Genomic DNA, 24,218 nt, shown 5'->3' with positions numbered 1-24,218 from the left:
ACCCTGCACGTGACAATCAGAAACCCGTTCCGGTCGCTGCGCCGCAACCAGCGCGGATCCGCCATGGCATCCGCCGCGTTCGTCCTCATGGCAGGTGTCATCTCCGTCGGCCTCGCCACCTCAGGCATCAACACCGTAGCCACCTACAAGACCGCTGACACCGCCTACATTGTCAACAACGCGCTGGAGACACGGTACGACGCCTACGTCGCTGAGCTCGCCGGCGCCGGAACCGCCACGACCGACGCCCGAACCTACAACGGAGTCACCGCCGCCATCACCGTCGGCACCACCGCCGCTGGGCACACCCCGATCGCTGTCACCGCGACCTACGGCGCTGTCACGAAGACCGAGAACCGCGACCTCACCTCGGGTGTCAACACCCACATCGTCGGGTACGACTCCATCGGCGCTCCCGTCTGGGGCACCGCCAGCAAGGTGACAGAAACCCGGTTCAAGACCGCGGCCACCGTCGACTCCTACTCCGCAAGCCAGGACCGGACGTTCGCGATCGACGCAGCCGGAAACCTGGACGGCACCAGCAACCTGTGGGCGTGGGGGAAGAACGGTCTCGGGGACAACAGCAACGCCCAATCCGCCACCCCCAAGAAGATCGTCGTCGCGGCACCCGCGGCGCCGACCGTCGCGCTCACTGTGGCGAAGGTCGTCACCGACCGCCAGAACAGCACCCTGGGCGGCACCTGCGCCATCACCACCACCGCCGTTGCTTACTGCTGGGGTCCGAACCCCGCCTCGATCCTCGGCGTCGGGTCGGCAATCGACCCGCTCCTCATCCCGACCGCCATCCCCGGGTTCACCTGGACAAGCATCACCAAGGGATCCGGAACCACCTGCGGCATCAGCGCCGCGGACAACAGTGCGTACTGCTGGGGTGTGAACTCCGGCACCAGCGCCGGCGCGGTCGGCAACGGCGGGAGCACCGACCAGACCACCCCGCAGGCGGTGGCCGACAGCCACAAGTACCGCTGGCTGGAGACCACCGGCGGCACCACTTGCGGCGTCACCACTCCTGCTGACACCACCCCCGACGCCCTGTTCTGCTGGGGGTACAACGAGTGGGGCAGCTCGATCACCCCGGTTCTGACCAGCGCGCTCACCGCCCCGAACAAGGTCGTGTCCGCCGACATGGACGCCCTCGGGAACGTCTGCATCCTCGACACCAACAAGGACGTCTGGTGCAAGGGCCCGAAGCAGACCACCTTCGGTTCCGCGACCGCACTGAGCAGCGCCGCGCGCCTGGCGATGGTCACCGGCTCCTACAAGTTCACCAGCCTCCAGGTGAACGCCGGCACCGCCTGCGGGCTCACCACGAACGCCACCGCCAACGTCACCTGCTGGGGCCTCGGAACGAACGGACAGATCGGCAACGGCGCCAACAACACCGTCGTCGGCGGCACCACAGTCAGCAGCAGCCGCACCTTCACCACTCTGACTGTCGGCGACACGTTCAACTGCGCCGTCGACAAGTACCGGTACGTGTACTGCTGGGGCAACGGCGCAAACGGAACCATCGGCAACAACCTCACCGCCAACCAGAACGTCCCCACCGATGCGGCCCTGTCCACGGCGTCCGGGAAGGTGAAGTTCGCTGACGTCACCGCCGGCCCCAACGGCGTCCTCGCGTTCGACTGGAAAGGCCGCCTGTACTCGTGGGGGAAGAACACCAACGGGCAGGCCGGCGTCAACTCAACCGCCGCAGTGAACCTGCCGACAGCGGTCACCGTCCCCAGCAGCACCACCCCATTCACCGCTTACACCTCGATCGGACGGTAGCAACCGTGTCCTCAGACAACTTCTACCTCGTTCGGAAGCTCAGCCCCGGCCAGTTCACACCGGTCATGGGGTTCGCTTCCGACGACATCCGACCGCCGGCCAGCGAACGGTACGGCGTCTACCCCACACCGGACACAGCCTTGGCTGCGGTCATCGACGACTGGGCGGAATACGGTCACAGCATCGACCCGGAATGCTACCTGGACGGCGAAGCGTGGGACATTTTGTCGGCGCACCGTCTCCGCGCCCGCACCGTCATCCGTGAGGAGCTCAGCTGGCAGCTCGGCAACCCGGAGCCGGACCTCGGGTGGATGGTGGACCGCCTCTCCGAACTCACCGAGGACATCTGGGACGGCGATCACACCGACGCGCTTCAGCAGCGGATCAAGGAGCTGGAAGCCGCCAATGTGGACCTCACCAGCCGGCTCGAGCGACGCGCCGCGGACGAACTCCGCTGGTGACCTTCCCGGGTGCCGCAACCGCACGCTAGACAACAGCGGCCCGGCAGGCGCATACTTCCACGCATCAGACGGCGCGAGGGGAGCCCTGATGACAGCGGCAACTCCGTACCAACAAGCGATCCTGTTCGCCCGGAACGACCTGAAAGGGGAACGGGACCCGATCACCGGCGCCCCGAAGGTCGACCATTCACTTCGCACCGCAAGAGCTCTCGACAGCCGGGCCGCCCGTCTTGTCGCCGTCCTCCATGACACGAACGCTGCAGCATCCCCGTACGCGGACACCCTGCTGGAGTTCCTCGACAACGACCTCCGCGAAGCCGTCACCGTCCTCAACCGTCCCGACGGGCCCGACGGAGACGAGTACGTCGACGCGGTCCGTCAGAACCGGGTCGCCCTGACAGTGCAGCTGGCTGCGTTGGACGACTTCACCTCCGCGGAGTACCTCGGGAAGTTGCCTCCGGCGGAGCGGAACCAGTACCGGAGGCACATCCAGAGCCTTCGGGAGCTGTTCAGCTAACCGAGCCCGTCGTCCCCGTCATCCTCGTCGTCGTCGACGTACACGGTGCCGAAGAGGTCGCACTTCAGGGCAGCGATCGCCGCGACCGTCTCCTGTTTGAGGACGAACCCGCCTTGGCCGCTGTCCGACGTCCCCGACCACCACAGCCGGATCTCGCACAAGTCCCGGAGCTGGTCGATCGCGTCGGAACGGTCGGCGAACACCTCGAGCAAGCCTTCCAAGCTCAGCGTCCCCGGATCTTCACCGGTCCGTTTCACCGTGCACGACCACAGGGCGGAGTCATGCACACGGCCGCTTCGAACGCCGACAGGGTCACCGAGCTCATGCGACCTGTCCGGCTCCAGCCCCAGCACAGCGGTCATCTCGGCCACCGTCAAGGTCTCGCTGTAGAACGACAGGGACGCGATGTCATCAATGACCATCCGCCAACGATAGGACCCGCAACCGACCCTCGCCACATGCCTGACAGGAGACATTGACGTTCCCTTGAAAGGCCTGCTCCGACGTGCTCCGACTTCACCTGCTGATCCGCGACCCGCGGGCAGCGCTTGACCTCGCCTCCATCATGGTGGGAGTGATCGTCATCGCGATCATCGGCGGCATCATCACCGGAGCGGTGTTCGGTGTTGTCCCCTGGGCGCAGGACCGGGCCGCAGCCGGTGACCTCAGCGCCGTCAAGACCGCGGAAGCGGCCGCGTACGGCCTCACCCGGACGGACACGCAGCCAGCCAAGTACCTCAACGACGCCGGGCTCGCCACAGCCGGCTACCTGAAACGGAAAGACACTGTCGCGGTCGGCACAGGCGGCAATGGAACCTGCTGGCTCGGAGTGTCGAAATCCGCGTCCGGGGACACCTACTTCTGGGCCCGTGACAACACAGCCGACATCACCAAATGGGACGGGCACACCGAACCAGGATGCAAACCGATCGGTGACCTGATCTCCCAGATCGGTGCCGCTACCGGCGCCCCCGTCAACGAGTTCGCCAACCTGACCAGCTTCGACCGGCGCGGATCAGCGACCGCGAGCTGGCAGGGCACCGCCGTGAGCTCCGACGGCCGCCGCATCCTCTCCGCCGCAACCTCCCGCGTGCTGCAGCTCTCCACCGACGGCGGGCTCACCTTCACCGACCTGCCAGGCTCCGGCGCATTCGCGTGGACAGCCGTCGACATGTCCGACGACGGCACAAAGATGGTGGCCGCCGCCGGCACCGGGTTCGTCTACACCTCAACCGACTCCGGCTCCGTCTGGACGCAGCGGGCCACGTCCCAGAACTGGCGTTCCGTCACCATCTCCGAGAACGGCCTCAACCTCGTCGCCGTCAACGCCACAGGAACCCCGTACTACTCCACCGACGGAGGCGTCACCTGGGACGGCCAACCTGTCGAACGGATCTACAGCAAGACCGCCTCCTCGACTGACGGGAAGGCCATCCTCGCCGCGGCCGCCACCGGCTACCTGTACACCTCCACGAACGGCGGTGTCACCTGGACCGAAAGGCAAGGCGCCGGGTCGCACACCTGGGCTGCTGTCACCTCCTCCGCCGACGGGCAGAAGCTCGCTGCAGCCGACAGTAATGGGTTCATCTACACGTCACCTGACGCCGGCAAGAACTGGGCAACGCGCAACGCTCTCGGCACCCTCGCGTGGCGGACCATCGCGTATTCCGGCGACGGGACCGTCCTCGCCGCCGGTCTCAACTCCAGCAACATCTATACCTCCACCGACGACGGAGCGACCCTCACCCCACGGTCGACCTCCGGCACAGGGCTGACCTGGGCGGGCCTGGCTGCATCCTCCACCGGCAAGTACATGGTGGCGACCTCCAACACCAGCACTGCCAGCATCTACGTCTCCTCCGACTTCGGGGTCACCTGGGCTGCGAAGAACTCCGGCTACGCCGGCAACTGGTTGAACAGCTCCATCTCCGACGACGGAAAGTACATGCTCGCCGTCCGGGACAGCGGGTCCAGCGCACTCTTCCGATCCGTCGACTACGGGGCCAGCTGGACCCTGCTGCCTCGCCCCTGGTCGGGGAACACGAAAGCCGCCACCATCTCCGCTGACGGACTGCGGATCTCCGCCGCACTCACCAGCGGAATCTTCTGGACGTCCACCGACGGAGGGCAGAACTGGACAGCCCGCGCGTCGTCAGGGACCCGCGCCTGGAACTCACTGTCCGCATCCTCCGATGGACTCAAACTGGTTGCCACGATCGGGACCAGCAGCGTCATCTTCCACTCCTCCGACGGAGGGGCCACATGGTGGACATTGGCGCCAGCGATCGGGTACACCACCGTCGCGGCCACCGCCGACGGCACCAAGCTGATCGCCGCCCCGCAAGGAACCGGCGACTCGGTGTACACCTCAATCGACTCAGGCCGCACCTGGTCCCAGCGGTTCATCTACGGGGCGGGTCAGAAGTGGACTGACGTCGCGATCTCCTCCGACGGCAACACGATGACAGCGCTCCGTGAGAGCGGATCGGCGAACGTGTTCCGCTCCGTCGACGCCGGGGCCACCTGGACGCAGATCCCAATCGGATGGGTGGGGAACGCCTACCGGATCGCCATGAGCGGTGACGGTGCCCAGCTGTGGGTCGCCCACGCCAACGGCACCATCTACACCACCACGAACATGACCTCCTGGACGGCGCAGCCGACCGCCGGAACCCGCACATGGAATGAGCTCACCTCCTCCGCAGACGGGTCAGTCCTCCTGGCTGCCGGTACGGCATCCGGGCAGCTCTACCTCAGCCGCGACCGCGGTGCCACCTGGACCTCGGGGATGGGGTCGCAGACGTTCGGGTCTGTGGCATCCTCCTCGGACGGTTCCGCACTCATCGCCGCGCCTGGTGGTGGCGGGAACTCCAACATCTACACCTCCACCGACTTCGGGGTCAGCTGGGTGGAGCGGCCCGCAATCGACACCACTGCAGTCACCGACGTTGCCATGGCCGATGACGGGAAGGTTGCCCTGCTCGTTCGCGCCAGCGCCTACGTCAACCTGTACCGATCCATCGACGGCGGAGTCACCTGGACCGCAACGGCGAAGCCGTGGACCGGCACCGGCTACAAGGTGGCGATGTCCCGCGACGGCCAACGGATCGCCTTGGCTGTGAACGGCGACTACGTGTGGACCTCCGCTGACGCCGGCGTCAACTGGACGAAACGGACTGGCTCCGGATCGAGGACCTGGTCGAACATCCAGATGACCGACGACGGTCTGTCCATGATCGCCACCACCGCGACCACCGGTGCGTTCTACGTGTCGAAGGACGGTGGAGCCACCTGGACGGCGCCGGGAACCGGCGGTGTCTGGCCGGCGTCAGCCTCGTGGACCACATCCGCTGTCACCGCTGACGGGAAGACGATGGTCGTCGGCGCCGACAGCCAGAACCTGTTCCGTTCCACGGACGCCGGCGCCACCTGGGCTCCGATCACCGCGGCAGGCGCCAAAGGATGGCGCCAGGTCACCATCTCCGACGACGCAGTGAAGCTCACCGGCTCCGTCAGCGACGGGACCGTCTGGGCGTCAGCTGACACCGGGAACACCTGGTCGCCGAAGACCACTGGAGCAACCAGCGCCTGGTCTGACAGCGTCGCTTCTGCGAACGGCAAATACGTCACCCTGGTGAAGCCGCAGATGGTCGCATCGCTTCGGTACTCGGCAAACTGACAGCGGTGCCGCCACATACCTAAGAGGCGTGCCAGAATCCGATAACCCGCCCCGCGACACCGCTGGCCGGTACGCCCGCTACCTGAACCCGTCGGAGGCTCCGATCCGTACCGAGTCGACCATCTGCGCGAACTGCGGGACGGAGCGCCCTCGAGCCGTGTCGCACCGCTGCGCCGCTCCCGGCCTGCTGACACTCACAGCGGCCACAGAACGCGTTCTCGCGGCCTGTAGAGCAGCCGGAGGCCAGCCGCTGATCGTAGGCGGATCGGTCCGTGACGCCCTCCATGAGGGCGCACACCAGCCCAAGGATGTCGACATCGAAGTGCACGGACTCACCGGGTACGAGCCGCTGTCCCGCGAGCTCGGGAAGCTCGGTTCAGTCGACCTGTTCGGGGTGTCCTTCGGGGTCCTGAAGCTCACCGTCGACGGGGAAGACTTCGACGTGTCGCTGCCGAGAAGGGACTCGAAGACCGGTGACGGACACACCGGGTTCGACGTCGAAGTCGACCCCACCTTGGACGAGGTGGCGGCTTTCGGGCGCCGGGACTTCACCGTCAACGCCATCGGCTACGACACCGCCGCCGGCGAGCTCGTTGACCCGTACGCCGGCATCGCCGACCTCCATGACCGGGTCCTCCGGCATACCACCGCAGCTTTCAGTGAGGATCCTCTCCGGGTGCTGCGTGCCGTCCAATTCGCCGCCCGGTTCGACATGACGTTGGCCCCGGAAACAGCCGACCTGGCAGCATCCATCCATGACGAGTTCCCGCATATCGCGAAGGAACGCGTCTGGCAGGAGTTCAGGAAACTCGCCCGTGTCGGCGTCACCCCGTCCCGCGGCCTCGACGTGCTGGTGCAGACCGGGTGGATCACCTGGTTCCCCGCCCTGAACGACACCCGCGGCATCCAGCAGGACAGCACCTGGCACCCGGAAGGTGACGTGTTCACCCACCTGTCGCTGGCAGCCGACGAAGCTGTGGACGCAGCTGCCCGGTACGAGCTCGACGCGGAAGCACGGGAACGGGTTGTGCTCGGCGCGATGCTGCACGACCTCGGAAAGGTCACTGACACCCAGTTCCACGACGACGGACGGATCACCTCCCACGGCCACGCCGAATCCGGGGCGCCCGTCGTCCACGACTTCCTTCTGTCGATCGGAGCGCCCGTCCAGACAGCTGAATGGGTAAGCACCGTTGTGCAGTTCCACATGCGCACAGCCGCGAATCAAGGCACCAAGCCCTCCGCCTACGCCGTCCGGAAGCTCGCCCGAGCTCTCGGGGATGTCCCGTTCCGTGAATGGGCCGCTGTCGTCGACGCAGATCAGGCTGGCCGCGGGCCCGGGGCGAAAATCTCACCTGCCGCGCAGTGGCTGGACGTGTACGAGAACGGCAACGGCCGGCCCCGGATCTCCATCCTCCGCGGTGAGCACCTGATGTCACGCGGCATGGCCCCCGGCAAGGAGTTCAAGCCGATCCTCGCCGCGTCCGTGGAGGCGCAGGATGCGGGGGAGTTCACCGACGAAGCCGGGGCTGTCGCCTGGCTGGACAAGCACCTCGCTGAGCTCAGCTGAAGGTTCCGCCACATGCCCTGACGGTGACCCCGCAGGAGCACATCGATGACCGTCCCCACGCCAGCACAGCTGGCTGCTGACTTTGCTGTTCGTGCTGCCGCCATCCGGGAGGACAGCGGCACCGTCGACCTGCACCGTCGCGACAGCCGCATCCTCGGGATCCACGACGAGGACTTCATGCTGCTGGCAGCGGCCGAGGTGGCCGCCGAAGCAATCACCGCGGAGGTGCTGGCGGTCGCAGCGAAGCTGGAGACCTCAGTCCCCGACGGCTACCTGCCAGACGACGTCTGCGGCCGACCGGACTGCGCCGACGACATCCTCGTTGCAGCAGGCCCGGTGTTCGCAGAGCGGATCCTTGCTGAGTACGCCCCGAGCCCCGCTCGGACCGTCGAGGTGGACCTGACCGGCTTGGATGGTCTGGACTCGGCTGCAGCGGAACTCGGCATCGCACCTGAAGGGGTTGTTCGGCTTGCCGTCAGCCGATTCCTCAACGGCGGGGACGGCAACCCTCCGTTCTGACTTCCAGCCCCGATTCGCGTGGTGAAAGAACTTCAGATAGTCTGATCAGTCGGTTCTCGCCGCATCCGCACATGTATGTGACATGGAAGCGAAACGCGAACCATTCCGCGCCGTCCCGGACGACGCACCGATGCCGTGACTGGCCAGACCGTCACCGCCGTCACCTTCCTGAACGACCACGCCGCCGGAGACCAAACCCGGCTGGCAGAACCGCCAAGAACAAGCGGACACCCGGCATCATCCGCGACAAGCTGTCGCGCATGCGATCCGTCCCGAACAGCGACGACATCGCCCACACATCCCGACGCCACCGGCAGGCGGGAAGCTGTTCCATTCAGACCTGAAACACCGAAAGACCGAAACACCCATATGACTTTCCCACCCAAGCTCGGCGCCCACGCGCCCGCAAACGACAACACCGACCTCTGCATCCGTTGCGGGGCCATCAACACCGACAGCCTCTGCGCTGCACCTCTCACTGCAGACGAGCGACGGATCCTAGAAGACCTCGGAATCGAACGCTGAGACACTGACCGTGACCGCCGGCACCACCGACAGTTCACGGTATGAACCTCTTCACCAAGAAGACCGACCCGGCCTCCGAGCCGGCGGTCCAAGACGACCCCGAGATCGGTGCGACATCCGCACCGCCCGCCTCCCCGTTCCCCGCCTTCGGCACCCCGAAAGCTGACGAGCCCGCACCCGCATTCGGAGCTGTGACCGACTGGTCCGCAGCTCCTGCGGGGACCCTCGACTACGACGCCCTCGCTGCCGAGTTCAGCTTCGCCGACGCTGCCGTCCCGACCGACGAAACCGTCACAGAGACCGCCGCGCCATCGGCCGCTCCGACGTTCGGTTCGTTCTCCGCCGCACCCTCCTGGGGAACCCAGGCTGCAGCTGAACCCACAGCTGAGCCCGTCGCCGCCGACCCCGTCGACCCCGTCGACGAACCGTCCGTCGAACCACAGCCGGAGCCTGAAGACGCGGCCCCTGCGGCGTCGGCGACCGGCTGGGCACCCGGCGCATGGACGCCCGAGAAGTGGAAGCCGGAGCAGCACTCCGCACCGACATCCGAGTCGATCATCGACACGGCAGTTGCGGAGCCGACCCTGGCGCCGGCGCCGGACTTCATCCTGCAGGCAGAGCCCGCCGCAGTCGAGCCGGTCACCGAGGTCCCCGTTGCCGAGGAAGCAGCAGACGAGACCCCTGTTGTGGCGACACCCGCTGAGCCGATACCCGCACCTGCCGTCGCGCCGTCGTTCATCGTCCCCGCCGTCGTCACCGAGCAGCCCACGCTCGCCGACCGGGACGCCATCGCCGAGACCTATGGCCGAATCACCCACGGCGACGACGAAGCCCGCCGGATCGCATCCTCCGATGCACCCGCCGACATCGCCGCTGTCGAGAAGTGGGTGGCAGTCGCCGACGACCTCTACGGGCTCGGCAGCGGTCACCGCAGCGCCCACCTGTCCACCACCCCAACACCGGAGACAACCGTGACCAACCACAGCGACGACCTGTTCGCAGCCGCACCCAAGCACGCCGGACGCGACGACCTCATCGTCCTCATCTCCTCCTCGATCGGCGGGCCCGCACGGCTCGACATCGACCACCCCGAAGAGATCGGCAACACCGCTGACCAGATCCTCGCCGCCGGCTACGAACTTCGCGCAGACGTCCTCGGCGAAGCGTACGACGCCATCGTCGCCGCAGCCCTCGCAGCCGCAGCAGCCGACCGCGACGAGCAGGACGGCCTCATCCGGGCATCCGAGATCATCCGCGAGCTCACCCGAGCCTGACCTGACAGGAAAACACGGCCGTCACCGCAAGGTGGCGGCCGTTCCTGCTTACACACCCTCCGGTCCGCCCGATAGTCACGTGTGAATCTGGCCGGCACCCCGCCGTCGGCCCCGAGAAAAGAAAAGGAGGTGGGACACAGATGAGCATGCATGAAGTAAGTGCGCTGCTTTGGGCAGAACGTGAACTCCTCGACGTTCTGGTCTTCAAGTTGGAGACCGAACAGCTCCTGCTGACCGCCGGAAAGACCCGTTGGCTCCCACGAGCGACAGGTGAGATCGAGAAGATCCAGTCGAAGCTCTCCGAAGTGAACCTCGCCCTCGCAGTCGAGGTGTCGATCGTCGCCGCAGAATGGGACCTCCCGGAGGATTCCTCCCTGCTCCAGCTGGCCGACAGCGACGCAGCCGAAGACGTCTGGAGGGAGATCCTCGTCTCCCACCACAAGGCGCTCACCTCCTCCCTCACCGAGCTCGCCGGGCTCCGCGACTCCAACGAACACCTCATCCGCTCCGCGATCCGCTCCACCCAGGAGACCCTGGCCGACGCCAACGGTTCCGCTGCGGTCTACAACGCCTCAGGCGCCACCCACTCTGGTCGCGCCACAGCACGACTCATCGACAAGGAACTCTGAACATGGGCAGCACCTTCGCAGGCCTGAACACCTCATTCATGGGCTTGACCGCCGCACGCACCGCCGTGGACGTCGCCGGCCAGAACGTCGCCAACGCCAACACCACCGGTTACACCCGCCAGCGAGTGTCGCAGTCCTCCGTCGCGTCCGTGGGCAAGGCAGGCATCCTCGAGCAGCCGCTCCCCACCGCCGGTGGCGGAGTGACCGTCGACGCCATCAACCGGCTCGGCGACAAGTTCCTCGACGCTCGCGTCCGCACCGCCCTGTCGAACTCCGGGTTCCACGCCACTCGCGCCACCGCGTTCTCCAACATCGAGAAGGTTCTCAACGAACCCAGCAAGGACGGGCTCGCAGCCCAGCTGTCGAAGTTCTGGAACTCATGGCAGGACCTCTCCAACAACGCAGGTAAGGCTGCTGGAGCTTCCGTTGTCGTCGAGCAGGCGCACGTTCTCGGCGCCCAGCTCGCGGACGGCTACCGGGCCATCGACGACCAGTGGGGTTCAACCCGCGGCACAGTCGACGCAGTCACCGCTGAGCTCAACAACGCCGGACGGCAGATCGCCGAGCTGAACGACCAGATCCGCAAGCAGGCGGCAGCCGGCGGCTCCACCAACGAACTCGTCGACCGACGCAACCTCCTCGCCGAGCACGTCGCGGAGACAGCCGGCGGCGTTGTCGTCGGCCGCTCCGACGGAGGCATCGACGTCCTCGTCGGCGGCAACCCCCTCGTCAGCGGCGCTGACTTCAACGAAGTGAAGGCTGTCGGCGGCACCACCCTCGGCTCCGACGTACACCTCGAATGGGTGAAGCACCCGGGCCTGGCGATCGCCATGGACGGTGGGGAGCTCGCCGCTCACCTGTCGCTCCTGAAGCCGGCCAATGCCACAGGCACCGGAGGTGCCCTCGCGGAGTCCGCAGAGGCGTACAACCGGGTTGCAACCACTCTCGCTGCCACAGTCAACGACGTCCACCGCACCGGCTCCACCTTCGAAGGTGTCACCGGGCTGGACTTCTTCGGGTTCACCCCAGGGGCACCTGCCGCTCTCGGCCTGAACGTGATCGCCACAGGCATCAACGACATCGCTGTGGGCGCAGCCGGCGCCGGCAACCTCGACGGATCGATTGCCGACAAGATCTCCCAGCTGGGAGTCGGGAACCTCTCCGCCGACGGCCAGTGGAACGCATTCGTCGGTTCCATCGCAGTCACCTCACAGGGTGAGCTTCGCCAGTCCGATCTCGCTGACCTCTCCTACGGCAACGCCTCCGGCGCCCAGAAGGCGCAGGCTGGCGTCGACCTGGACGAGGAGAGCATGAACCTGATCTCCGCACAGACCGCGTACCAGGCGGCCGCCCGAGCGATGACCGCGATGGACGAGCTGCTCGACACCCTCATCAACAAGACAGGACTCGTTGGACGATGATCACACGAACCACAAACCTGATGCGCATGGAGACGCAGTCGCGTCACCTGCAGGCAGCCGGCAGCAAGTACGCCACCCTGCAGAACCAGGCCACCTCCGGCAAGCGGATCCAAGCGCCCTCGGATGATCCGTCCGGATCCGCCAACCTCCTCGGCGTCCACAAGGCCCAGGCCTCCGGCGAGCAGTACACCCGCAACATCGCTGACGCGCTCGGATGGCTCACCACCATCGACTCGTCCCTCATGACGGTGAACAGCCAGCTGTCTCGTGCCCGCGACCTCGCAGTCCAGGGAGCGAACGACGGATCCATGTCGCCTCAGGCGAAGGAGGCCATCGCGCTGGAACTGACCACCATCAAGGACTCGCTTCTGAAGGAGACAAGCGCAAACTACCAGGGACGCTCCGTGTACGCAGGCACCAGCGACACGGGGGTCGTCTTCAACGACGACTACAGCTACAACGGTATCGCCGGCTCATCGGTAGAACGCCGCCTCGGAGACGGAGCGACCATCAAGGTCGATGCCGACGGAGCAGCCATCTTCGGAACCGGGACCGACTCGATCTTCGCCAAGCTCGACGGACTGATCTCCGACCTCCGCGCCGGCGTTCCCACGTCAGCCCGGATCGGCGAGATCGACAAGACCCTCGACGATGTCCGCAAGGCCCAGTCCACCATCGGAGCCCGACACAACGTCGTGCTCACCACTGAGGAATCCCTCGCCACCCGCAAGGTCGACCTGGAGGACCAGCGCGTCCGCCTGGAAGACATCGACCTCCCCACGATCATCATGGAGCTGCAGATGCAGGAACTGACCTACCAGACGGCGTTGTCCGTCACCGCCAAGTCCAACCAGCACAACCTGATGGACTTCCTCCGATGAGGGCCGAAGCGCTGACTTTCGCGCAGCCCCCGCTCGGTCTCGGCTCGTTGACCGACTTCGCCCTTGACCCCATCGACGGTGCAGACGCCGTGTACGCCCTCCGCGGAGGGGATGTGCGCCTGTTCGTCCTCGACGCAGCCGTCCACCTCCCCACCTACAGCCCGGAGCTCAGCGCCGACAGGCTCGCAGTCATCGGGGCTACGACAATCGAGAAGGTTGACGTCTTCGTTGTCGTGAACCCGGCGCAGGAGGAGACGACGGTGAACCTGATCGCCCCGATCATCGTCCACCGGGACACCGGAGTGAGCGCGCAGGTGATCCTGGATGGCCAGAACTGGCCGCTGCGCCAGAAGCTGGCCGCGTAGGCACAAACGAAAATGAAGGCCGGGAGGTTCGCCTCCCGGCCTTCAGTCGTTTCCGCCATTCGGCGATGTGAGCTAGTCGCTCAGCGGTTGCCTAGCAACGCAGTCTGTGCGGAGTTGCCACCGAACATGGCCTTCAGGCCAGCCTCGGCAGCGTCGTTTGCGGTTCCTGCTGCAGCCTCCAAGTTGGTCTGCGCTACGGCGTCGGCCACCTCCTGGCGGTCGATGCTGAATACGCTTCTCGGGGCTTCGAACCCGATGCGGACGTTGTCGCCTCGCACCTCGAGGATGCTGATCTCCACCGTCTCCCCCGTGGGGATGGTGATGATGATCTTCTGGTCAGTCTTTCGTGTCATCACGAGCATGTGTGGCCCCTTTCGCCTTCCATGGCCCACCGTCAGGGCTGACGGCTTACCACTTACATGCGCGGACGATCGGGTTTCTGCGGGTGGCGTTACAGTCGCGCTGAGACGGCGGGCTCTCCGTCGACGAAGCCGATGGGGACGCCGAGGAGGTTCGCCGTCTCCGGTGTGCTGGTTCGTGCGGTGTTCACCACGGCGAGGCCATCGACAGCAGGCAAAGCGGTGACCCAGGCGGCAGTGTCTCCGGTCTTCATCGACGCGTCCACAACCGCCCACACCTGATCGGGCTGGATCGCGGAGACCGCTTCGCGAAGGTCGATATCGGAGCCGATGCCGTAGGCGACATAGACGGCCCGTGACCGGCCGACGGCGTCTGCTCGGGCGGGGAGGGCGCTACGACGGTCGTTGATCGGGTCGGTGTTCTTGATGGTGGCGGCGCCGCCGGCGCGGATGTCGACGGGCTTGCCGGCACGCGCCATGGCCCTGACGGTTGCCAAGGCATCGTCTGAGAAGCCGACCACGAGCACCAGATCTCCGGGTACGCGGGACGGTTCGGCCGGCTGTGGGCCGATCTGAGGGGCGCTCAGCGCCGCGGGGATCTGGTGCTCGACGGAAGGCTGGATGGCCGGAGGGATTGGCTGTGTGACGGCGGTGCGTCGGCCGTACATGCCGACGTCCTCGGTCTGAGGCGGCGCGGTGTTCTCCGCGCTGTGACCGGTCGTCTTCGTGACACTCTGGAACACGTCGTCGAACGCTGAAGAGGCGGTGGACACCCGCACAGCGCCTTCGGATGTCACATGGCTGTCCTGCTCGTCGAGCAGGCCCAGCAGCGCCGAGGGGTCGTACATGGAGGTGGGTTCGGGGGAGTCGACCACGACCTCAAACGAGGTCTTCGACAGGAACCCAGCGATTCCGCCCTGCTGGAGGCGGTTCGCCTCCACGAAACGGACTTTGGGTCCGTGGGCGTCGGTCGCCTTTCGCTTGGCTTCCTCGATCGACTGGCCGCTATACGTGTGCCGGCTCATGGCGGATCACTCCTACGGTGTTGATGTTGGTGTTGGGAACAGCGGTCGCTTCGATGTACGACAGCACCGGCACGCCTTCCTTGTGCGCTGCGATGAGGCGACGCACCGCTGGCCGCAGCTGCGGTGAGCAGACAACGACGGTCTCGGCGCCGTCGTCGTTCACGGCGGAGAAGACGGTCTGGATCGACGAGATGATCGACTCGGTGACGTCAGCGCCGACGTACGGGACGGTGCCTCCCTCGGACGGGCGGAGGCCCTCCAGGAGCTGCTGCTCCAACGTCGGAGCGAAGGTGATCACGTTCAGGGTGCCGTCCTCCAGGTAGGGCTGCACGAGTGCCGGACCGAGGGACGCGCGGGCGGCTTCGATGAGCTGCTCCGGGTCGGAGGTCGTCTTCGCGCGGAGCCCGACACCTTCGTAGATACGGGGCAGGTCGTTGATCGCCACGCGTTCCGTCAGGAGGCCCTGCAGGACCCGCTGCACCTCGGCGAGAGACAGCGGGTTCGGGGTGAGCTCCTCCACGGCGCTGGGGTTGGACCTCTTCACGTGGTCGGTGAGGATGCGCACGTCCTCGCGGGTGAGCAAGCGCGGTGCGTTGGAGAGGACGACGGCGTTCAGGTGGGTGACCACGACAGAGACCCGATCGATGACTGTTGCCCCGGCCATTTCGGCGTTGCGGCGCATCTCGCTGGGGACCCACTTGCCGGGAAGCCCGAAGACAGGCTCGATGGTTGTTTCGCCCGGCAGAGCGTCCAGTCCCGGACCGGATCCGATGGCCAGCACCATCCCACTCGGCGCCTGGCCTCGGGCGGCCTCAGCACCGGCGATGGAGATCGAGTAGGTCCCGACCGGAAGGTCAACGCTGTCGCGGGTGCGAACCGGCGGGATCATGAACCCCATCTCCAGGGCGATGTTCTTCCGGAGGGAGCGCACACGTGCGAGCAAGTCGTCGCTGGCACCGGACACGATGTCCACCAGGTCGGGCGACAGGGCGATCTCAAGGCCGGCGACACGCATCTGGTCGATGATGTCGTCTGCGGTTTCGGTCTTCTGCGGGACCAGTGCCGACTGGACCTTCGCGTCCTGCTCGGCCTTCTTCTCATTCGACTTGATCCGCTGCCCGATGAACACGAGGGTGAACCCGATCGCGGCGAACGCGAGGAACGGCATTCCGGGGATCATCCCCATCGCGATCGCTGCGACACCGGCGATGCTGAGAGCGAGCCGGGACTGCGACAGCTGCTTGCTGGTCGTGGAGCCGAGGTCGGATTCGGCGTTGGATCGGGTGACGATCATGCCGGTGGACACTGCCATGAGGAGGGCGGGGATCTGCGTGACGAGTCCGTCGCCGATGGTCAGGATCGTGTAGTGCTCGACGGCTTCGCCGATCTCCATGCCCTTCATCAGCATGCCCATCGCGATACCGCCGATGACGTTGATCACGATGATGATGATTCCGGCGATCGCGTCACCCTTGACGAACTTGGAGGCACCGTCCATGGCGCCGTAGAAGTCAGCTTCGGCGCTGACCTCGGCGCGCCGACGGCGAGCTTCTGCGTCATCGATCAGTCCAGCGTTCAGGTCGGCGTCGATCGCCATCTGCTTGCCGGGCATGGCGTCGAGGGTGAAGCGTGCTCCGACCTCTGCGACGCGCTCAGCTCCCTTGGTCACCACCACGAACTGGATGACGACGAGGATGAGGAAGATGACGGTTCCGATGATCACGGAGCCGCCCACGGCTACATGGCCGAACGCCTGGATGACCTGGCCGGCGAAGCCTTCGCCGAGCACAAGTCGTGTGGAGGCGACGTTCAGGCCGAGCCTGAAAAGGGTGGCGACCAGCAGGAGGCTGGGGAACACGGAGAAGTCCAGCGGCTTCCGCACGAACATCGTCGTCAGCAGGATGACCAGAGCGAAGATGATGTTGAAGCCGATGAGGATGTCCAGCAGGACGCTGGGGATCGGCATGATCAGGAGCAGGAGGATGCCGACGACCCCGATGGGGACGCCGATCTTCGGAATGAGATTCTTCATGTTCTAACTCGCTGTGGTCGGTACTGGGATGGGTTTGGACATCTGGTGGACGCCGGCGGCTTTGCCTTGACGCTTCAGTGAGGCGACGAAGGCCAGCACGGTGGCGATGGCTCCGTAGTAGGAGGTGGGGATCTCCTGGCCGATCTTGCAGGCGTCGTGGAGTGCACGGGTCAGCGGTATGTCCTTGACCATCGGCACGCCTTTCTTCTCTGCTTCATCTCGGATGCGGGCGGCTATGACGCCTTTTCCTTTAGCTACCATGCGCGGAGCGGAGACACCTTGCTGATATTTGAGGGCGATGGCCACGTGGGTCGGGTTGACCAGGACAACATCGGCGGTTGCGACGTCGGAGATCATTCGATTCCGGGACATGGCGAGCTGTCGGGAGCGGCGCTGAGACTTGATCAGCGGGTCGCCGTCGGTGTTCTTGTGCTCGTCGGTGACTTCCTTCTTCGTCATCCTCGTCTGCTTCCGGTTCTTCTTCATGACGACGAACACGTCAGCAGCTGCGACGATCAGGCCTGCGACGACAGCGGAGGTCAGGAGCCCTGTGACGCCGCTGGAGGCGGAGACGAGAAGCGACGCGACGCTCATCCCACCAGCCTGTGTGAGGACCGGCATGAGCCCCTGGATGACCGAGTAGAGGACGTACCCGATGACGGCGGTCTTCAGCAGCGCCTTTACGCCCTGCCACAGAGCCTGGGTTCCGAAACTGCGTTTGATTCCGCTGACGATGTTGAACTGCTCCACCTTCATCTCGAACTTCTTCAGGTGAAGGCCTCCCTGCGCGACCGTGGAGACGATGATGGCGACAGCGACGACAGCGAGCATGATCGCAATGGTCGGGAGGATCGACATGAGGCCGTCCTCGAGAGCCTTCACGGCGATGGTCGGGTCGGGGTGGGCGATGGTGTCCAGAGCTGTGTGGAGCTGGATGGTGGCTGCGTTCGTCCCAGCGCTGATCACTGTGGGGAGTACGGCCGCTGCTGCACCGACGCCAACCCAGGCCGCGACATCCTGGGATTTCTGAAGCTTCCCCTTCTCGCGGACCTCCTTCATCCGCTTCTCGGTTGCCTGTTCGGTCTTCTCTCCGGAATCGCTCATGGGGACGTCACCGCCCCGAACGCTTCGGCGATGGCGGTGGTGAGGGAGGTGACGAACGCGGGCAATGCAGTGAACACGAGAACCCCGAGGATGAGCGTGAGGCCGATCTTCACCGGGAAGCTCATCGAGAATGCCTGCAGGGCAGGCGCGACACGGGTGAGCAGGCCGAGCCCGAGGTCGGCGAGGAACAGGACGATAAGGAGGGGGCCGGCGACCTGGATGGAGCCGACGAACATGCCGGACAGCGACTTCACCAGCTGCTCGGCTGTGGCCGGGAGGTTCAGCATCCCTCCGACGGGGACAGCGTCGAAAGTTCGGAACAGGCCACCGAACACCACCTGGTACGCACCGGTCGTGAACATGAGTGCGATCGCGGCCATGCCGAACAGGCGGGAGAACTGAGCGCCGTTGGTGTTGAGCTTCGGGTCGAACCCGGATGCGACCTGGAAGCCGCCGAACATGTCGATCAGGTCACCCGTCGCCTGGATGGCGGAGAAGATCAGGTACACGAGGAATCCGAGCGCAGCTCCGATCGTCGCTTCGCTCACGACGGCGAGCAGGAACTCCCAGTCATCCATGACTTCGAACCCGTCGGTGACGCGCGGGGCGACTGCGACGCCGAGGCCGACCCCGATGATGCCTTTCACTGTCCCGGGGAACGCCTTGAACGAGAACGGAGGCGCGATGATGACGAACGCCACCATGCGGACGGAGGCGAGCATCACCGCCTCAATCCAAGCCAAGTCGATCGGGATGTACATGGGGTTATCCGACTCCTGTCAGGGCGGGGATCTTGTCGAACAGGTCTGTGGTGAATGCGACGATCTCGGAGATCATCCAGTGGCCGCAGACGATCAGCGCGACCGCAACGGCGACCGCCTTCGGGACGAACGAGAGGGTCGCTTCCTGGATCTGGGTGATCGACTGGAAGAGGGAGATCGCGAAACCGACGACGAGGCCGGTGATGAGGATCGGAGCGGCCAGCTTGCCGGCGACGATGAACGCCTGCATGCCGATGTCCATGATCTGGCTGGTGTCCATGGTCAGCCTCCGTTGTAGGACTTGACGAGTGCGGAGACGAGCAGGCCCCATCCGTCGACGAGGATGAAGAGGAGGATCTTGAACGGCAGGGAGATCATGACCGGTGGGAGCATCATCATGCCCATCGCCATCAGCGAGCTCGAAACGACCAGGTCGATGACGAGGAACGGGATGAAGATGACGAACCCGATGATGAACGCTGACCGGAGCTCCGAGATGAGGAAGGCGGGGATCAACGTGATCATGTCCACCGACTCCGGCGTCTTCGGGTTCGGGAGGTCTGCAGCGCGGGTCATGAGGGCGATGTCGTCCTCGCGGGTGAAGCTGAGCATCCAATGCTTCAACGGTTCGGTTCCCGCGGCGACGGCCTGATCGAAGTTCATCTTCCCGTCCAGGTACGGCTGGATGCCGGCGTTGTTCACGTCGGTGAACACCGGCCACATGATGAACAGGCTGAGGAACAGGGCGATGCCTGCGATGACCTGGTTCGGCGGGATCGCCTGCAGGCCGAGGGCGTTGCGGGTCATTCCGAGGACGATGAAGATCTTCGTGAACGACGTCATCATCAGCAGCAGTGACGGTGCAACGCTGAGGAGGGTGATGCCGATCAGGGTAACGATCGCGGAAGACGGGCCGCCGTCGGGTCCGTTGATGGAGATTCCGAATCCGCCGGTCCCGGCGTCTGTCGGCGCGGTCGGGTCAGCGGGTGCGCTCGGGTCGGTCGGGTCGATGGGGGCAGCGAAGCTTGCTGTGGAAGTCAGCATGAAAATCGCGATGACGATGATCAGGAAGAGGGCGGCGTAAACCGCTGCTCGGCCGAAGCTCCGCGACCGTGTTGTGGTCGCGGCAATGCTCATTTCTTGGCACCTACTCCTAGGGCTGCGCCTGACTTCTTCCATGTGTCAGGCGAGAGGATGGACCCGCTGAGCGATCCTTGCGATGCGGGCTTCTTCGTGGTCTTGGTCGGTGCTGGCTTGTCGGCAGGCGCTGCCGCCTCTGCTTCGCCTTCTGCGAGGCTGAGGTCGGCAGCGGCGAGAACCGCGTCGAACACAGGTTCCGTCGGGGCTTCGGAGTCACGCAGCACGGACACGCCATGCTCGGTGACGCCGAGCAGGAGTCGGCGGCCGTCCGTGTCGATGATGACTGCGGATGCGCTCTTGCCGAGGCTGGTGCGGGACACCACCTTCACGAGCTGCTGCTTGCGAAGGAGTGTTGCCGTCTTCCCGCCGAGGAGCTTCTTGCGGGTCCACCAGATGGCCCCGAAGACAGCGACGAGCGAGATGACGACCCTGAGGATCGAGGGGAGGTCCACTAGTTTGCGGTGTCCTCGTCCTTGATGATGCGGGTGACTCGCACGGCGTAGTCCTGGTCGACGACGACAACCTCGCCGTGGGCGATGAGCTTGCCGTTCAGCTTGATGTCAGCCGGAGCGCCAGCGGATCGGTCGAGCTCGACGACGGCGCCGGGCTCCAGCGACAGCAGGTCCTTCACCGTCATGCGGGTGTGGCCGATCTCGACGGTCATGGCCATCTCGACGTCGTTGATGCGGTTGAGCTTGCCGGTGACGTCTCCGGCGCTCGTGGCGGAGGAGTTGGCGCGGATGCGGATTGCGATGTAGCCCAGGACCACACCGTTGCCGGTGAGCGTGTAGGTGTCGGCTTCGGGGTCTCCGAACAGGACGGTGCCGCCGGTGCTGACGGCGGACAGGACGCCGGCGCCGATCGTCTTGGCGGCCGCTTCGATCGCGGGGGTCACGACGTCGGAGAGGTCGAGTCCGTCGCTGGGGAGGACGCTGAGGTCCTTGATGACGAGGGTGATGTCTGCGGACGTGGAGCCGACGAAGGTGGCTGTGAAAGCCTCACCCGGGTGGACAGACTGCGCGTCGGCTGTCTGTGCGCCGGGCGTGACGGTGAGGGGGATGCTGGACGGGAGGAGCTTCAGGAGCTGCTCTGCTGCGTTGGTGGTCATCGGTGGTTCTCCTTGATGTCTGTGATGGTGCATGCGAGTCGGGTGCCGCTCTTGCCGAATGCGGCGCGAGCGAGAGGGTGTCCATCCACGGCCAGGTCGAGAGGTCTGCTGGCGGGGTGGCGCAGCGGGATGATCTGACCGACGGTGAGGTTGAGGACGTCGTAGCCGGTGGTGTCGACCGGCGGGATCTGCAGGGACACTTCGATGGGGACATCGGCGAGCTGGGATGCCATCTGCGTTCGGGTGTCTTCGTCCTTGACCACGGGGTTCGTGGTTCCGAGCTTGCGGAGCAGGATCTCGGAGGGGATGGCGATGGTGGCGATGTTGGACTGCTCGCCGGTCTGGGCGGTGAACGTGGAGACCACCATGAGCTCGGTGGGGGCGGCTGCCTGGGCGAACTGAGAGTTGTGGGAGACCGACTCGACGGTGACGTCGTAGTCGATGAGCTGCGACAGGCTGTACTTGACGTCTTCGATGAGGTCGTCGAGGAGCTTCTTCAGCATGGACGACTCGATCGGAGTGAAGGGGCGTTCCACTTCCTTGTGCTTTCCGGTGCCGCCGAGCATGTGGCTGAACCAGCCGAACGCCGCCGTGGCAGGGAACTGGATGACACCCTTTGCCGCGTCGTCTCCGAGGTCGACGAGGACCATCGTGGTGGAGCCGGGAAGCGATGACGCGTACTCGTCGTAGGAGTTCATGGCGACGAAGTCGAACGTCACCTGCGAGCGGGACCTGATGTTCGCGGTCAGCTGGGTTCCCCACTGCCGGGCGAACGTCTCGAAAGCGTTCTCCAGAACACGGGAGTGTTCGCGGGCGAGCGTGGTCGGTCGACGGAAGTCGTACGGTTCGACGACCTTCTCTTCTGGGTGGTTCACTGGGGAGCCTTTTCGAATTGCCACGTCTATGACCATCGGCCGCGGCTGCGGGAGGGTAAGACGACCGGAACTTCCGGTAGTGGTTCTATGCGCGAGCAACAGGGCCGGCTGTCAATGTCCGCCCGACTTCTTCTTCTCGGCCTTCTTGGTCGACTTCTCCAACTTGTCGGCTGCCTCGTGGGCGCCCTTCAGCTCCGCCGCTTCCTTCTCCGCCTCTGCCTTCATTTCTGCCGCCTTCGCCGGGTCGGTTTCGGCTGCGAGAAGTCCGGGGATGAGGGCACGGACCGCGTCGGTCTTGTCGGACAGGATGACGATGTCGACGCGTCTGTTTTGCTGCTGGCCTGCAGGGGATGCGTCCTGTGTGACGGGTCGGGCTGAGGAGTATCCGATCGCGGCGAGCCTGTTCGCGGCGACGCCTTGGCGTTCAGTGAAGAACCGGACGACTTGGGTGGAACGCCCGGAGGAGAGCTCCCAGTCGGTGGGGAACGGTGCGCTGGACCCGTGCGGGTCGGCGTGGCCTTCGACGCTGAGCTGGTTCTTGATGGGTGCGACGACCGGTCCGATCGCGTTCAGGATGTCAACTGCCTTCGCTGACAGGTCCGTGGACCCTCCCTGGAAGAAGGTCTCCGCGCCGACGAGGGAGACGGTGAGTCCACGCTCGTCGATCTTGTAGCTGACGGCGTTCTGGTTGCCCTGGGCGGTGAGGTTCGAGTTGATGTGGTCGCGGATCGCCTTCAAGGTCGCCAGTTCCTTCTTTGCGATGTCGATGTTCGTCAGGTTTTCGTCTTCGCCTTCGAGCTCGGGCGGGACGATGATTCCTTCGGCGACATCGACGGTCTCTGACTGCTCGGTTCCGAACCCGGTGGCGAGGGAGTCTTTCAGCTTCTCGTACTTCTCGGCGTCGGGGCTGGACATCGCGAACAGGACGATGAACAGGCACATGAGGACCGTGACCATGTCCATGTAGGAGATGGCCCAGCGTTCATCGATGTGGTGCTCGACGTCACCGCCGCCCCGCTTCTTCCGCTTGCTCATCCGGGGCTACTTCTCTTTGGAGAGTTCGTGGTCGGCGACCATCGCCCGCAGACGCTCTCCAAGCAGTCGTGCCGGCGTTCCGGACTGGATGGCGAGGGCGCCCTCCATGATCAGGGTCTTGTTGTCCTCTTCGATCTGCGCGAGACGTCCCTGGCGGTCGCCGAGCGGCAGCCAGATGAAGTTCGCGGACAGGAGACCCCAGAGGGTCGCGACGAACGCCGCGGCGATCGACGGGCCGAGCGTGTCGGGTTCGTCGAGGTTCTCCAGCACGTGGGTGAGCGAGACGACGGTGCCGAGAACACCGATGGTGGGGGCGTACCCGCCGAGCATCTTGAAGAACTTCCCGGCGTGCTTCTTCTCTTTGATCTTGGAGTGGAGGTCCTCCTCCAGCAGCACCCGGAGCTCTTCGGAGTCGGTGCCGTCGGCGATGTTCTGGAGGGCGTTCTTCAGGAACGGGTCGTCAGTCTCTGCGGCGTCCTGCTCGAGGGACAGGAGGCCGTTCTTGCGGGCCTTCTCAGCGATCTGCACCATCTGATCGATGACAGCCTGCGGCTTCTGCGTCTTGCCGATGAGAATCTTCGGGATGGTGGCGAACGCCCGGAGGGCGTCGGAGAGTCGGCCTGAGGCGATGCCGACACCGAGGGTGGCGCCGATGACCAGGAGCATCGGGCCAGGCAGAATCAGTGATTCGAGGTGTCCGCCTTCGATGATGACGGTGACGACGATGGACCCGAAAGCGATGACGAGTCCGAGGATGAGTGCGATGTCCATCAGAGGAGGCCGCCCTTCCTGATGGGGGCGCCTGGGGCGACGGTGGTTTCTGTGTGGATGACCTCAGCGGTGCCAGCGCGAAGATTGTAGGCCGCAGCCAGGACGCGTGCGTGGGCGAGATCGATGAGGTCGGAGACCTGGTCGTACGTCTCCGTGATGTTGTACGTGGTTCCGTCGACAAGCACCAAGGTGGTGTCGGGGATCTCTCTCACCTGTTCGATGAGGTCCTGGTTCACCGCGAACCGTTGGCCGTTGAGCCTGGTGACGGAAATCATGGTGGGGCGGGCCTTTCGTTGGGCGTACGTCAAGGGGCGGGGTTGCCCTCACAAAGACAATCGGCCGTCCCCGCCTTGGTGTTAGGCGGGAACGGCCG

General features: G+C 65.3%; 26 protein-coding genes. 12 read left to right on the top strand and 14 right to left on the bottom strand.

What is annotated here, in order from left to right; all coding sequences use genetic code 11:
- Window positions 1-9: 9 nt before the first annotated feature.
- The 3 genes from ASF30_RS09695 (at window position 10) to ASF30_RS09685 (ending at window position 2,772) form a co-directional block, all read left to right on the top strand.
- Window positions 10-1,794: an RCC1 domain-containing protein gene (locus ASF30_RS09695; protein ID WP_157497146.1), complete on the top strand. Its 1,785-nt coding sequence runs from the start codon at window positions 10-12 to the stop codon at window positions 1,792-1,794.
- Window positions 1,795-1,799: 5 nt separating this feature from the next.
- The gene (locus ASF30_RS09690) at window positions 1,800-2,255 is read left to right on the top strand and encodes a hypothetical protein (RefSeq protein WP_055905331.1); all 456 of its coding nucleotides are present in this window, start codon (window positions 1,800-1,802) and stop codon (window positions 2,253-2,255) included.
- Between the two features lie 88 nt (window positions 2,256-2,343).
- Complete coding sequence (locus ASF30_RS09685; RefSeq protein ID WP_055905328.1) at window positions 2,344-2,772, top strand: hypothetical protein; 429 nt, start codon at window positions 2,344-2,346, stop codon at window positions 2,770-2,772.
- Here the strand turns inward: ASF30_RS09685 and ASF30_RS09680 are convergent.
- Window positions 2,769-3,194 (bottom strand): DUF4279 domain-containing protein, encoded by a 426-nt coding sequence (locus tag ASF30_RS09680; protein WP_055905326.1) that lies wholly within the window; start codon window positions 3,192-3,194, stop codon window positions 2,769-2,771. The two genes, ASF30_RS09685 and ASF30_RS09680, sit on opposite strands and share 4 nt — an antisense overlap.
- A gap of 83 nt (window positions 3,195-3,277) precedes the next feature.
- Between ASF30_RS09680 and ASF30_RS09675 the strand changes: the two genes are divergently transcribed.
- From ASF30_RS09675 to ASF30_RS09640, 9 genes are all read left to right on the top strand, one after another.
- Window positions 3,278-6,451, top strand: coding sequence for a WD40/YVTN/BNR-like repeat-containing protein (locus ASF30_RS09675; RefSeq protein WP_055905324.1), 3,174 nt, complete (start codon window positions 3,278-3,280; stop codon window positions 6,449-6,451).
- 28 nt (window positions 6,452-6,479) lie between these two features.
- On the top strand, window positions 6,480-8,021 hold the full coding sequence (locus tag ASF30_RS09670; RefSeq protein WP_082467676.1) for a CCA tRNA nucleotidyltransferase: 1,542 nt from the start codon (window positions 6,480-6,482) through the stop codon (window positions 8,019-8,021).
- A gap of 45 nt (window positions 8,022-8,066) precedes the next feature.
- Window positions 8,067-8,540, top strand: coding sequence for a hypothetical protein (locus ASF30_RS09665; RefSeq protein WP_055905319.1), 474 nt, complete (start codon window positions 8,067-8,069; stop codon window positions 8,538-8,540).
- A 369-nt stretch (window positions 8,541-8,909) separates the two neighbouring features.
- Window positions 8,910-9,065: a hypothetical protein gene (locus ASF30_RS22650; protein WP_157497144.1), complete on the top strand. Its 156-nt coding sequence runs from the start codon at window positions 8,910-8,912 to the stop codon at window positions 9,063-9,065.
- A gap of 41 nt (window positions 9,066-9,106) precedes the next feature.
- Entirely contained in the window at window positions 9,107-10,339 is a 1,233-nt protein-coding gene (locus tag ASF30_RS09660) for a hypothetical protein (protein ID WP_055905316.1), read from the top strand.
- 140 nt (window positions 10,340-10,479) lie between these two features.
- Window positions 10,480-10,968, top strand: a complete 489-nt coding sequence (gene flgN, locus ASF30_RS09655) for a flagellar export chaperone FlgN (protein WP_055905313.1) — start codon at window positions 10,480-10,482, stop codon at window positions 10,966-10,968.
- 2 nt (window positions 10,969-10,970) lie between these two features.
- Window positions 10,971-12,389, top strand: a complete 1,419-nt coding sequence (flgK, locus tag ASF30_RS09650; protein WP_055905310.1) for a flagellar hook-associated protein FlgK — start codon at window positions 10,971-10,973, stop codon at window positions 12,387-12,389.
- Window positions 12,386-13,270: a flagellin N-terminal helical domain-containing protein gene (locus ASF30_RS09645; RefSeq protein ID WP_082467674.1), complete on the top strand. Its 885-nt coding sequence runs from the start codon at window positions 12,386-12,388 to the stop codon at window positions 13,268-13,270. The genes flgK and ASF30_RS09645 overlap by 4 nt, the downstream gene beginning before the upstream one ends.
- Window positions 13,267-13,635: a flagellar assembly protein FliW gene (locus tag ASF30_RS09640; RefSeq protein WP_055905304.1), complete on the top strand. Its 369-nt coding sequence runs from the start codon at window positions 13,267-13,269 to the stop codon at window positions 13,633-13,635. The genes ASF30_RS09645 and ASF30_RS09640 overlap by 4 nt, the downstream gene beginning before the upstream one ends.
- Window positions 13,636-13,715: 80 nt before the next feature.
- Here ASF30_RS09640 and ASF30_RS09635 read toward each other — a convergent pair whose 3' ends face one another.
- From ASF30_RS09635 to ASF30_RS09575, 13 genes are all read right to left on the bottom strand, one after another.
- Window positions 13,716-13,988 carry a carbon storage regulator gene (locus tag ASF30_RS09635; RefSeq protein ID WP_235480317.1) on the bottom strand — a complete coding sequence of 91 codons (273 nt, stop codon included), beginning with the start codon at window positions 13,986-13,988 and terminating at the stop codon, window positions 13,716-13,718.
- Between the two features lie 98 nt (window positions 13,989-14,086).
- Window positions 14,087-15,019: a hypothetical protein gene (locus ASF30_RS09630; protein WP_055905298.1), complete on the bottom strand. Its 933-nt coding sequence runs from the start codon at window positions 15,017-15,019 to the stop codon at window positions 14,087-14,089.
- A complete protein-coding gene (locus tag ASF30_RS09625; RefSeq protein WP_055905295.1) occupies window positions 15,000-17,051 on the bottom strand; it encodes a flagellar biosynthesis protein FlhA in 2,052 nt (683 codons plus the stop codon). Before ASF30_RS09625 ends, ASF30_RS09630 begins: the two co-directional genes overlap by 20 nt.
- A gap of 3 nt (window positions 17,052-17,054) precedes the next feature.
- The gene (locus ASF30_RS09620) at window positions 17,055-18,155 is read right to left on the bottom strand and encodes an EscU/YscU/HrcU family type III secretion system export apparatus switch protein (RefSeq protein WP_055905292.1); all 1,101 of its coding nucleotides are present in this window, start codon (window positions 18,153-18,155) and stop codon (window positions 17,055-17,057) included.
- A complete protein-coding gene (locus ASF30_RS09615; RefSeq protein ID WP_055905289.1) occupies window positions 18,152-18,916 on the bottom strand; it encodes a flagellar biosynthetic protein FliR in 765 nt (254 codons plus the stop codon). The genes ASF30_RS09620 and ASF30_RS09615 overlap by 4 nt, the downstream gene beginning before the upstream one ends.
- Before the next feature lie 4 nt (window positions 18,917-18,920).
- Window positions 18,921-19,196: a flagellar biosynthesis protein FliQ gene (fliQ, locus tag ASF30_RS09610; RefSeq protein ID WP_055905286.1), complete on the bottom strand. Its 276-nt coding sequence runs from the start codon at window positions 19,194-19,196 to the stop codon at window positions 18,921-18,923.
- A 2-nt stretch (window positions 19,197-19,198) separates the two neighbouring features.
- Window positions 19,199-20,053 (bottom strand): flagellar type III secretion system pore protein FliP, encoded by an 855-nt coding sequence (fliP, locus tag ASF30_RS09605; RefSeq protein ID WP_055905283.1) that lies wholly within the window; start codon window positions 20,051-20,053, stop codon window positions 19,199-19,201.
- Entirely contained in the window at window positions 20,050-20,508 is a 459-nt protein-coding gene (locus ASF30_RS09600; protein ID WP_055905281.1) for a FliO/MopB family protein, read from the bottom strand. The genes fliP and ASF30_RS09600 overlap by 4 nt, the downstream gene beginning before the upstream one ends.
- Window positions 20,508-21,164 carry a flagellar motor switch protein FliN gene (gene fliN / locus ASF30_RS09595; RefSeq protein ID WP_082467671.1) on the bottom strand — a complete coding sequence of 219 codons (657 nt, stop codon included), beginning with the start codon at window positions 21,162-21,164 and terminating at the stop codon, window positions 20,508-20,510. The genes ASF30_RS09600 and fliN overlap by 1 nt, the downstream gene beginning before the upstream one ends.
- Window positions 21,161-22,039 carry a flagellar motor switch protein FliM gene (locus tag ASF30_RS09590; RefSeq protein ID WP_235480316.1) on the bottom strand — a complete coding sequence of 293 codons (879 nt, stop codon included), beginning with the start codon at window positions 22,037-22,039 and terminating at the stop codon, window positions 21,161-21,163. Before ASF30_RS09590 ends, fliN begins: the two co-directional genes overlap by 4 nt.
- Window positions 22,040-22,150: 111 nt before the next feature.
- Entirely contained in the window at window positions 22,151-23,074 is a 924-nt protein-coding gene (locus ASF30_RS09585) for an OmpA/MotB family protein (RefSeq protein ID WP_082467669.1), read from the bottom strand.
- A gap of 6 nt (window positions 23,075-23,080) precedes the next feature.
- On the bottom strand, window positions 23,081-23,845 hold the full coding sequence (locus tag ASF30_RS09580) for a motility protein A (RefSeq protein WP_055905273.1): 765 nt from the start codon (window positions 23,843-23,845) through the stop codon (window positions 23,081-23,083).
- A complete protein-coding gene (locus tag ASF30_RS09575) occupies window positions 23,845-24,120 on the bottom strand; it encodes a flagellar FlbD family protein (protein ID WP_055905270.1) in 276 nt (91 codons plus the stop codon). The genes ASF30_RS09580 and ASF30_RS09575 overlap by 1 nt, the downstream gene beginning before the upstream one ends.
- Between the last annotated feature and the right edge of the window lie 98 nt (window positions 24,121-24,218).

The organism is Leifsonia sp. Leaf264, from assembly GCF_001422325.1.
Taxonomy (GTDB): domain Bacteria; phylum Actinomycetota; class Actinomycetes; order Actinomycetales; family Microbacteriaceae; genus Orlajensenia.
This window is presented reverse-complemented; position numbering and strand designations above follow the sequence as displayed.